This window comes from Wolbachia endosymbiont of Drosophila seguyi (assembly GCF_028981765.1).
GTDB lineage: Bacteria > Pseudomonadota > Alphaproteobacteria > Rickettsiales > Anaplasmataceae > Wolbachia > Wolbachia pipientis.
This window is the reverse complement of the sequence record NZ_JAPQLM010000162.1, coordinates 1-11072: the sequence shown is the minus strand read 5'-3', so window position 1 is coordinate 11072 and position 11072 is coordinate 1. Positions and strand designations below refer to the sequence as shown.

Here is an 11072-nt window from a genome sequence, read left to right as displayed (position 1 = left end):
CTAGCTATGAGTAGGGTTATGTTAAAGAGGGAATATGCTTGAATTTACTAGTTTCCGGACAACCTCTCATGTTTCTACTATGTTGATCATAAGCAAAAACTGATCTTAATACTTTAAACGGTGGAGGATTGATGATGCACTTACCACACGTATAAATATTGTCTGAGATTACTACGCCACAAACATTGCAGTAATGCTTAGTTAGAAAATTGATTTTTTTGTTGCATTCACTACACAGATTAAGATTTTCATCAATGATACATTCGCAACTTACGCATACGCTTGGAAATATGAGATTTGTAGCTTTTTTTAGTAAGAGAAGGTTCACAACTCATTAAATATATTATAAAATAATTTATATAGTATAGCTAAAGTAACTTAAGCTTACACTCTTTCACTTTTTATTCCATTTCAATATAGTTCAAACTGAGCCACTGCTGGGTGCTGTAGCTAGTGCAAGTCAGGTTTTCCTACGTCATACCGCCGCGGTATCTCTAGATCCCGCTAACAAGCAGCGGGATGACGAATTTGTCGTTTATCAAATCGTCGGTAAACCTAAGTCACTTTAGTTATAGTATCAAACATAAAGGTTGCAATATTATGTTGGCTGCTAAAATAGCACCAAGTGCACACAATGAATACACTTTCTCTGCCCTGTGACCCACGTTTATCATTATCTTGATAATACTTGTTATAATTGTCTTTACTCTCAACTCCACAAATTACATCTTTCACAGGTCCTAGCACATTATCAACGTAACGTACAGATTTATAGAAACTATTTTCTGGAACTAGTGTGTTATCTTCTGCTTTCTTAGCAGGTACAACTCCATATTCAACGTACCTTCTAAAGTATCGATATACTGACATTCTTATCTCCAAATCATAAATATGCAACCTAGCCTAATATAATTAAGAAATAGTTTATAATAAATACGTTTTAAGATACCTGCCTGTAACACTTTCTGGAATTTTTACCACTTCTTCTGGAGTTCCAGTAGCAATCACTTCTCCGCCTTTTATTCCGCCCTCTGGTCCGATGTCTATTATATAATCTGCAGTTTTTATAACGTGCAAATTGTGCTCGATAACTATAACAGTGTTTCCCAGATTGACTAATCTATGGAGTATTTTTAGTAAGTTATTTATATCTTCAAAGTGTAATCCAGTTGTTGGCTCATCAAGAATATACAATGTTCTTCCGGTAAATCGTTTTGATAGCTCTTTGGACAGCTTTATTCGTTGTGCTTCACCCCCAGACAACGTTGTTGACGACTGTCCGAGTTTTATATAGCCAAGCCCTACTTCCTGCAAAGAAACCAACTTTTCTTTTACCATTGGAAGGTTTTCAAAAAAATCACAAGCCTGATCTATCGTCATATCAAGCACATCAGAGATTGATTTTTCTTTATAAGTAACTTCCAATGTTTCCCGATTATACCTTCGCCCTTTACATTGCTCACACTTCACATAAACGTCCGGTAGAAAATGCATCTCTATCTTTAAGTGCCCATCACCTTTACAAGCCTCACACCTTCCCCCTCTGGTATTAAATGAAAACCGGCCTATATTATATCCCCTTGCTTTTGACTCCGAAAGACCTGCAAACCAATTTCTTATATGAGTGAACATACCAACATATGTTGCTGGATTTGACGCAGGAGTTCTACCAATTGGCGACTGATCAACTTCTATAACTTTATCTATATATTCAAGGCCTTCTATTCTATCACACTGACCATACCTTGCAGACGAATGATGTATCTTATGTGCTGAATATTTATATAACGTTTCTATGACTAAACTTGATTTTCCCCCTCCTGATATTCCAGTAACACAAATAAGATTCCCTATAGGAAATTTAACGTTTACATTTTTTAAGTTATTTTCACATGCATTTATTACTTTTATGAACTGAGTTGCTTGCTTTCTTCTCCTTGGAATTAAAATTTTTTTCTCTCCACTCAAATATTGCCCTGTTATGCTCCCTGAATTTCTTTGCACCTGGTCTGGTGTTCCTTCTGCAACAACTTTTCCACCATTTACGCCAGCTCCAGGACCAATATCAATCGCATAATCAGCAGCCATTATTGTATCTTCATCATGCTCAACAACGATTACAGTGTTACCCATGTCTCTTAAGTTTTTTAGTGTGGCAATTAACCGATCATTATCACATTGATGAAGGCCAATCGAGGGTTCATCAAGAACATATAAAACCCCCGTTAATCCTGAGCCAATTTGCGAAGCAAGTCTGATCCTCTGACCCTCACCGCCAGAGAGAGTGCTAGATTCTCGATCAAGCGTTAGGTAATTCAACCCTACATTCTTTAAAAATGTTAGCCTCTTGATTATTTCACTTAGTATTTTATTTGAGATTTGCTTCTGTTGTTCTGTGAGCTTGTCTGGCAAATTTTCAAACCACTTAAGGGATTCATCGATACTAAGCCCTGATATTTCACCTATATGTTTGCTATCAATTTTTACTGTAAGCGCTTCTTTTCTCAATCTATAGCCAGTGCATTCTCTGCAGTGAGTGACAGAGCAATATCGCTCAACAAGTGTTTCATCATAATCCATCTGGTTCTCCAAGATACTGATCAAACCTTGAAATTTATTAGAGCCAAAGAGTATCATATCTTTTACTTCTTGATCTATGTTCTTCCACGGAATATCAAGGTTAAATTTGTAGTTTTCAGCCAGTGATAGAATTGCACTTTTTAGAAATCCATAACCTGTGTGCACTTGGCGGAACATTGATCCCACTGGCTTTAAAGCACCCTCAGATATTGAAAGAGTTTCATCCGGTACTATTAGCTTTATATCAACACTTAGTTTTTTACCAAGCCCATTACACGAACCACATGCACCGTAAGGGCTGTTAAAAGAAAATAATCTTGGTTCTATTTCCTCAAGAGTGAAACCAGACTCGGGGCATGCAAAATTCTCTGAAAAAGTCAGAATTTGACCATTTTTATACTCGGAATTATGGTTGTCAGGTAGGTTTACTATTTCTACATACATTAGACCATTACCAAGTTTTAGTGCGGATTCTATACTACTTGGCAGTCGATTTCCTATATCGCCCAATATTGATATTCTATCTGCAACCACAAAAACGTCGTGTTTCTTGTTCTTATCGAGTTTAGGCAAGTCATCTACATTGTACACTTCACCATCTATTTTGAACCTTACGTAACCTTGTCTTTTAATTTCCAATATCTCTTTAAGATGTTCTCCCTTTCTACCACGCACAACAGGGGCAAGTATATATATCTTAGTTTCTAAAGGTAACGCAATTATAGTGTCTACAATTTGAGACACCGTTTGTTTTGTTATTGGTAATCCAGTTGCAGGTGAATAAGGAACTCCTATTCGTGCATATACTAAGCGCAAGTAATCGTAAATTTCGGTAACAGTTCCAACTGTTGACCTTGGATTTTTTGAGATCGATTTCTGGTTGATAGATATTGCAGGAGAGAGACCTGTAATCGACTCAACATCTGGTTTATCCTGAATGTTGAGAAATTGACGCGCGTAAGCTGACAGGCTTTCAACGTACCGGCGTTGGCCTTCTGCATAAATCGTATCAAATGCAAGGCTAGACTTGCCAGAACCACTTAGCCCAGTTATAACAACTAGCTTATTTTTCGGTATATTGACGTCTACACCTTGCAGATTATGTTCCCTTGCGCCCTTAACTCTGATAAAATCGTCCATATTATACCATATAACGTATTAACCATTATAGCCTCAAAATACGTGAATTTATAGTGATATATTGATTTTCTATTGATTTTTTCAACTGTTACGGAAAATTAGGCAGCGTTTGATAAATCGTCATTCCGCTACTTGTTAGCGGCTGAGATACCGCGACGGTATGACGGTTAAGTAGGCCAGTGCCCCTATGATGTCATCCCAGTGTCAAGCACATAGCTGTACGAACGTTGTAGTTTAGGAGCAATTCCCACCAGTGGGCCAGTGCCCAGACACTGGTTCTATGCAACTTAATTAAAAACGTTTGTTTTAGCGTAAGACAACTACCTTTAGCTCATCAGCTCAGTTATAAGCAAAATTTCTGGATTCCAGACTGGAATGACACCATTTGCTGTGCAATTTACCTTCAAAAATGAATGTTCGTACAGCTATGTGCTTGACACTGGGATGACACCATTCTTTTTTCTGGATTCCAGACCGGAATGACACCCCCCTGATAGGCTCAAATCATAATGTTTGTACAGTTGTGGGTTTAGGCTACCTATAAATTCTAAACTGTTGTTACGCACCAAATACACCCCTAGGACCCAAAGTCAGTTTAGCTATATCAGAAAACAGGTTATGTGGAAATCTTAAAATACTTCTTGTTTGCCAAGCAAAATAAATACATTCCTACAAACAAACAGATGCTCAATACTGACGCATAAGAAAACTTAAAAATTAAGTCTCTAGTATATATTGATAGGCATTTACCTGCAGAAAATTTGTATAGTAATCCAACACATACAACGGCACTATCAACCACTGATGCTATAATTAAAGTAATGAAATTTGCCATATGAAAATTCAACTTGGACTTCAATTTTTCAAAAATAATTATGCTTGAGAGAAGAGATACTAAAATTGCAGTATATGAAATCAATATCATCAAATTAAAACTTTGCCATTTAAAAACACAACATAGCGCTGTACACACTATTAAGTTGTACGTAGCTTTGCTTCTGCCATAAAATTCAACCATTGAATTTACAACTAAAGCAGCTCCCACAAATAAGGCAGCACATATCATCAATTTATTTGAAGTGTTGAGTAAAGAAAGACTGATAAACAGGAGTATCGATAAAATAGACATAATTACCTACCCAAAATTAATAACATACATTCATTCTAAATAAACATTACATATAGTAAAAGAGTTATTTAGCATAATAAGAAAAATATTTTATATTAGCATGCCACATCTTTCAGATCTACTTTTAAAACATCCTTTATGTTTAGCACCTTTTTCTCTGTTACTTTGCCAATACATGAATAAACTGCACCTTCAAACAATTCTTCAAACCTCTTCTGATTTTGTGGTGCAATAGTAACCAAAATTCTACTTTGCGATTCAGAAAACATTATTATCTTGTTTATTATGTCTGTATTTTGTATTTTTCCTATTGGCACTAGTGAAAGATCGATTTCAGCACCAAGGTCTCCTGCAATTAGCGATTTTGCCAGAGCAATAACTAATCCGCCTAAGTTTGGTGCAATTGCAGAGGCAATTATGCCATCTTTTATTGCCTGGTTGTAACGCTCATACAACTTCCTAGCGCTCTTTGCATCAACTTTTGGTACGTTGTTATTACCTATTCCACTATATAACTGATATTCAGATCTACCAAGTTCATCAAGTGTTTCTCCAAGCACATATATCAAGTCCCCTGGCATTTTTACATCAAGCGATACCGCATTTTCAATATTTTCTATAATTCCAATTGCTGAGATGAGTAATGAAGGTGGTGCAGAGATTATCACTTTCTCGCCATTTTCATCATATCCCTTGAAGTCATTGAACATACTGTCTTTTCCGGATATGAATGGTGTTTTAAATGCAGTTGCGAAGTCGTAACAAGCCTCTGCAGCTTTCTTTAGTTGCCACAACCTTTCTGGATTATAAGCATCACACCAACAAAAATTGTCGAGCAACGCTAGATGATTTATATTTCCTCCTGCGGCTACATAGTTGCGTATCGCGGTGTCAATTGCACATGCTGCCATGTGGTAGGTGTCAATTTCTCCATAACTTGAGCCAAATCCTTGCGATTTTACAACACCTTTATTTGAAGAAAGGATTGGCCTTGAAACAATAGCTTCACTGCACACTCTTCCCTTGCCCTGCAGTGGTTTCAGCACTGACGACCCTTGAACCTCATGGTCATATTGCACCACTATGAACTCTTTGCTGCAAATGTTTGGTCTGCTCAGCATTTCTTTTAGTTCAATTGCTAAAGAAGGCGAACTTGTTGTCATTCCAGCGCATAGCGCTGGAAGCCCCTTAGACCACGGTTTCGTCTGTAAATGCACTTTGGGATTACCATCATGCAGAAATTCAGTTTCGATGTCCATTATTACTGTCCCTTCAGGACATTTAACAACAGCTTTACCACTCTCATTAAACTCTCCAATCACACAAACCTCCACATCATGTTTTTTCATGATTTGCTTAAACATAGGGAGATTTTCTTCTGGCACTGCTAAGGTCATTCTCTCTTGTGATTCTGATATCCATATTTCCCACTGAGCCATACCATCGTTTTTAAGGAGAACCTTGCTCAAATCAACTTCAAATCCGTCTTTTCCCATTTCACCAATAGACGACGACAGCCCACCTGCTCCGTTATCCGTTATTGCATTATAAAGATCAAGATCTCTTGCTTTTATGACGGCATTGGATAATTTTTTTTGTGTTATAGGGTCACCAATTTGCACAATTGTTGAAGGGCTATTTCCCGATAAAGCCTCTGAAGAGAACGTTGCACCGTGAATTCCATCTCTTCCAACTCTTCCGCCAATAATTACAATCTTATCGCCATTTTTTGGTCCTTTAATGTGTGAAGGTGCATTATTTATATTGCGTGGAATAATTCCAATGCTTCCGACAAAAACTAATGGCTTGCCACAAAATCTATCGTCGAAATATACCGATCCAAGTTGTGTTGGAATACCAGAGCAATTACCAGCAACATTAACACCGTGAATCACTTCTTTCATTATATATTTTGGCGGTAAGATCTCATCAGTGCGCTCTTTATCCCTATAAAATTTGCCTTTTGCTTCTTTGGCAAAGCAAAAGTAATAGGTATTCATTATAGGCTCTGCGCCTTTCCCGAAACCCACTATATCGCGATTAACTCCAAGCACTCCGGTCATTGCTCCACCAAATGGATCAAGAGCTGAAGGGCTATTGTGAGTTTCAACTTTATCTACAATCAAGTAATCGTCATCAAAAATTATTCCTCCTGCGTTGTCGGAGAAAACTGACACGCATATGTCAGAATTTATCTCACGCGTTGCACGCTTAATATAATGAGCATATAGACCGTCTTTTATTTCATCAATAGGGGAGCAAAAAATATTGTGTTTACAATGTTCAGACCAAGTCTGTGCCAGAGACTCAAGTTCAATATCATATGGATTTCTACCAAGTTTTTTAAAGTAATCCTTTATAGCTTTCATTGCTGCCAGCGAGAGCCCTAAAGTGCCATTACCATCGATTCCATCTCTGCTGATTTTCTCAAGTTCTTGGTCACTTACATTTAAATCAACAGATTTAGCCCCATTACTACTTGATATCACTCCAGTGCTCTCTTTTGTCATCCCAGCCTTTTTTCCTGTCATCCCAGTGCTTGACACTGGGATCCATTCTTTTTTTTCCTGGTCACGCGCTGGAATGACACCGGAGTGGGTATTTAATGACTTATATTTACCATAATATTTCCAGCTATAGTTATTATTTTCTTTACAGATAAGTGTGCAATACTCAGTGATGGGGTTGAACTCTTGTTTTATATCATCTTCGGTTGGTAAATCTCCTTGACTTAGAATCAATTTTGAACTTCTTGCTTTGATCTCAATTGGTGTCATTCCAGCGCGTGACGCTGGAATCTGCGTTTTCTCTTTCTGGATCCCAGTGTCAAGCACTGGGATGACAAAAGAAGGGGCTGGGATGACAGGCTGGTCGATATAGCCTTTGCTTATTAAATACTCTCTAACAATTTGTTTCACTGTGTTGCCTACATTATCGGTCATGCCAGGTAGGAAGCTTATTTCCAAGCCCCACTTTGCTTGTGGTTCTATGAAATCATACGGAACTTCTTCAAGGTTTTCATTGTAGGAATAATAACGGCAGTCTTGTATGACTTTATTATAAAATAGCCCGCAAATTTCTTCATATAATTTGGATGGTAATTCTTTGCGTATGTAAATCGAGTAAACGTTGACTAACCATCTGCAGCCAATTTGCTCGCATTTATTTAAAACTTCTATTCTAATGTTTGCCATGTAATGTTATAAAAAATTTTAATATATAATAGCATACAAGCACGTTTATATTTTGAATAATTTCTATACAATAAAATATTGTATTAATTGTTACTGTTAGTGGGAAGAGTTTTTACCGTTAATGTGGATGAATCTCTTTTTGATGTGCTGGTTCAGCACATATTTTCTGAATATGAAAGAGAAAAAATTCCTGAAGTAAAAATCATACTTCCTTGCAAGAGGGATGTGATAGCGCTGCTGAGTGCATTCAAGAATCATAACGCTAAAAAATGCATAATTTTGCCAGAGATAGTTTCGCTAGAGAATATTGATGAGGAAGATTTAATATTAAATCTTGATAGGGTTAAAGTTATCAAGCCAACAAAAAGGACACTGCTACTCATTCAATTCATATTGGAGTGGAATAGAAAAAATAATGATAATTTTCCAATTGATTTAGCTTATAGCCTGCCATCACTGCTTGATAAAATTCAATCTACCCAAACAACGGATTGTTATCAATTTGATGAACATTCAAAAAAAATAGAGAATTTCATAAGCTTACTCACTGAGACTTGGAGTAAAACTTTAAAAGATTTAGAAGTAGTAGATATATTAAAACATAAGAGTGATTACATAAACAATATGATAATCTCTTTACAAAAAGACCAATATATAATCTTTGTTGGAATTGGAAAGGATAAGTCGTTAATTAGGGCTATATATGATCTGCCATTTGGAAAAATAATTTTGCCTAACTTGAATTTGAAAATTAAAGAGAAAGACTGGAAATCGCTTGATAAAAAACATTATCAATATTGCCTGAAAGATCTGCTTGATTATTTAAAAGTGGATAGAAGGGATGTGAGTTTTCTGCCAGAAGCGTGTTCTCCAGTGCCCAGACACTGGGATCCAGAAAACTTAACTTTAAATGAGCGCACCAGGTGGCTGTATAATGAAAACTGGATCCCAGTGTCAGCTACTTGGATGACAGAAGAAAGGGCTGGGATAACAGGAAGTCCTGAGGAATATCTAGATTACGTCTTTGATACAACTGCCGATCTAAGCAAAGTTAGTAGTGGACATGTTGGCAATATTGAAGTCATCACTTGTGATTCCAGAGAGGAAGAAGCACAAGTGACATCATTAATTATAGAAAATGAAGGTTATGAAAACATTTCTTTGGTCGTCTTTGATAAATTACTTGCAGCTCGTATAGCATGTTTATCAAGGCAACACAGTGCCATACCGGAAAATTACCCTTATATAACGCTTCTGCTTTATAGTATCGAAGTTTTGACCTCAAATTGGAGCAGTGTGTCATTACTTTCGCTCCTTAAACATAGGCTAGTGACTTTTGGTTACACTCAAGAAGAGTACACTCGGATTTTATCTGAATTTGAAATAGAGATATTACGCAGCTTTAGTACAAATGGTCTGAGCGATATTATAAATGCTATCAATGCCCATAAAAAGCTAAAATACAAAGAAGATATATTACTTATTATCAGTAAGTTAGAGGTTATATTTAATCCTTTACTTCGTTCTATAAATTGCTCTATTTTCGATGTGGTAGCAACTCATTTGCAGTGTATTAATATATTATCTGGTATAAATTTTTCAGAGCTAAATAGTGAAATAGGTAATTTTACCTGTAATTTCTCAAATGCATGTGAGGGTGTAGGAATTAAATGCTCCTTAGAGTTATATAGCCAAATTCTGACCTTATTTTTAGAGAAAGAGTTTTTCTTTGTAGCAAGTGACTTGAATAAATTCAGCTTATATCACAACAAAGTTGTAATACTTGCTGGATTTAATGAAGCGCCAAGCTTTCAAAGTCCGCTTTTGAATGCACTTACGAGAGAAAAATTTAATCTTCCTTCTGCACAAGAAGAGCAGGGGTATTTTTTTTATACTTTACACAATTTGTTTTGTGCAAGTAAGGTTTATATTACAAGATCGCTAAGCCATAGAAAGCCAATTCTATTGCAGCGTTTGGAAATTCTACTCAAGGAGGGGAAGCAGCCGTATCGTGATTGGCTAAGGATATTAAATACGCCTGAATGTACTGTTCCATGTACTCAGCCTATGCCAAAACCTCAAACCGAAGTTAGAAAAGAAAAAATGCAGGTGATGTCTTGCAGTGCAATAGAAAAGCTAATTCGTAATCCTTATTCATTTTACGTTGAATATATACTGGGTCTTAAACAATTAAGAGACTTGAATTTCAAGCCATCGATATTGGAATTTGGCACTATGGTACACAACATTCTTGCAAGATATTTACGCAACAAAAAATCTCCAATGAGCATTGCACGAGAAGCATTCTCGACTAGTCAGTTTAATTTTTCAAATATGTGGTGGGTAAGACTACAAAAGATAATTCAATCTTTTGTCGAATTTGATGAAACTCGAAGCAATTATGTTGAGTTGGAAAAGAACTTTTCCTGTCCGATATTTCATATTCCAGCGCGTGACACTGGTTCTTGTGATCAGTATGAAACTGCTTGGATGACAAATAAGCCACAAGAAATTTCACTGATAGCAAGATGTGATAGAGTTGAGTATCTACCAAGTGGGCAAGTGGCAATTATAGACTATAAGCTTGGTACACCACCTTCCAATGAAGAAGTAATGTCGGGATTTTTTCCGCAATTAATTTTACAAGCCTTAGCGGTAGAACATATAACAAAAAGAGAAGTCTCAGAACTTGCTTATTGGAAACTTGATTATGATAAAATAAAAGTTATTTCTATACAAAATTATAGATACAAAATGCAAGAATTAAAAAATGATCTGCCTGGTTTTTTATCTAACTATTTAAGTAATTCCACACCCTTTATTGCCTCTCCATATTTTGATAAATTCCTGAGATTTAACAGCTATAAACAGCTAGAAAGGGTAGGAGAGTGGTTGTAAATGGTGTCATCCGAGTACCTGACACTGGTTTCCATCCAAAAGGGTGTCATCCCAGTGCCCAGACACTGGGATGGCTTTGTTGCATCACACTTTATGAGATGGTGATTTATGGTAAATTCATGTAACTATCT

6 protein-coding genes and 1 pseudogene are annotated in these 11072 nt (G+C 36.5%); 2 read left to right on the top strand and 5 right to left on the bottom strand.

Annotated elements, in window-relative coordinates; translation table 11 throughout:
* Positions 1-67: 67 nt before the first annotated feature.
* The 5 genes and pseudogenes from OZD62_RS04135 to OZD62_RS04115 form a co-directional block, all read right to left on the bottom strand.
* Positions 68-328 (bottom strand): annotated as a pseudogene (locus OZD62_RS04135) (double zinc ribbon domain-containing protein); the annotation flags it as partial.
* Positions 329-555: 227 nt separating this feature from the next.
* Entirely contained in the window at positions 556-870 is a 315-nt protein-coding gene (locus OZD62_RS04130) for a hypothetical protein (RefSeq protein ID WP_010082388.1), read from the bottom strand.
* A gap of 54 nt (positions 871-924) precedes the next feature.
* Positions 925-3720, bottom strand: a complete 2796-nt coding sequence (uvrA, locus tag OZD62_RS04125) for an excinuclease ABC subunit UvrA (protein WP_275019486.1) — start codon at positions 3718-3720, stop codon at positions 925-927.
* A gap of 616 nt (positions 3721-4336) precedes the next feature.
* Positions 4337-4849, bottom strand: coding sequence for a hypothetical protein (locus tag OZD62_RS04120; RefSeq protein ID WP_022626376.1), 513 nt, complete (start codon positions 4847-4849; stop codon positions 4337-4339).
* A gap of 95 nt (positions 4850-4944) precedes the next feature.
* Positions 4945-8043: a phosphoribosylformylglycinamidine synthase subunit PurL gene (locus OZD62_RS04115; protein WP_275019483.1), complete on the bottom strand. Its 3099-nt coding sequence runs from the start codon at positions 8041-8043 to the stop codon at positions 4945-4947.
* Between the two features lie 99 nt (positions 8044-8142).
* Here OZD62_RS04115 and OZD62_RS04110 point away from each other — a divergent pair, with 99 nt between their 5' ends.
* Entirely contained in the window at positions 8143-10941 is a 2799-nt protein-coding gene (locus OZD62_RS04110; protein WP_275019482.1) for a WPE palindromic element domain-containing protein, read from the top strand.
* Positions 10932-11066, top strand: a complete 135-nt coding sequence (locus OZD62_RS04105) for a hypothetical protein (RefSeq protein ID WP_256437677.1) — start codon at positions 10932-10934, stop codon at positions 11064-11066. The genes OZD62_RS04110 and OZD62_RS04105 overlap by 10 nt, the downstream gene beginning before the upstream one ends.
* Positions 11067-11072: the final 6 nt, after the last annotated feature.